At 69.4% G+C, this 529-nt stretch carries 1 protein-coding gene; it reads right to left on the bottom strand.

Annotated features, from left to right (window positions below; genetic code table 11):
* Positions 1–494: PrgI family protein (locus ACLARN_RS44190; protein WP_409497464.1), on the bottom strand; the 494-nt coding region annotated here is incomplete at its 3' end.
* Positions 495–529: the final 35 nt, after the last annotated feature.

The raw sequence follows: 529 nt of genomic DNA, 5'->3' as shown, positions 1-529 counted from the left end.
GTGCGGAGCGCGAAATTCACCGTGCTGGCCACCGCGACCATGGCGACCCCGTCCGTGCCGAGGTCGACGACTCCGGCTTCGGTGACTCCTTCCGCGGGCAGCCTCAGCGCCGCCGGAGATACCTCCGACTCGCCCGCCGCACCGCTGGCATCGGTCGCGGTGATGCTGTTGGTCAGCCACTCCGGGGCGGCCTGCACGCCTTCGGGTGCGGCCACTCGATGGCGGGGTTGCAGCCGCTGGCGGATGGCTGCGAGCAGGAGCCGGTCCAGGCTCATGCCGTCGCGCTGGCCCAACGCCAGCACCGCCGCAGTGACCCCGATCGGGATCGCGACGATCAGGAGGATCGGTAGAGGTACTGCATTGCGGGCCAGGGTCCAGGCGCCGTAGAGCACGATCCCGGTCACCGCGAGGATCGCCAGCTGCCGGGCGGTGAGATTGGCCAGAACGCGATCTTCGCGATCGACATCAGACGGTATGCGCACAGGCTGGGTCATGACTTTTCACCTCGACGGGGCGGGGACTTCGGCGG

Origin of the sequence: Amycolatopsis sp. cmx-11-12 (assembly GCF_046269425.1) — a bacterium.
Taxonomy (GTDB): domain Bacteria; phylum Actinomycetota; class Actinomycetes; order Mycobacteriales; family Pseudonocardiaceae; genus Amycolatopsis.
The sequence above is the reverse complement of the archived record's forward strand: the minus strand, read 5'-3'. Positions and strand labels throughout refer to the sequence as shown.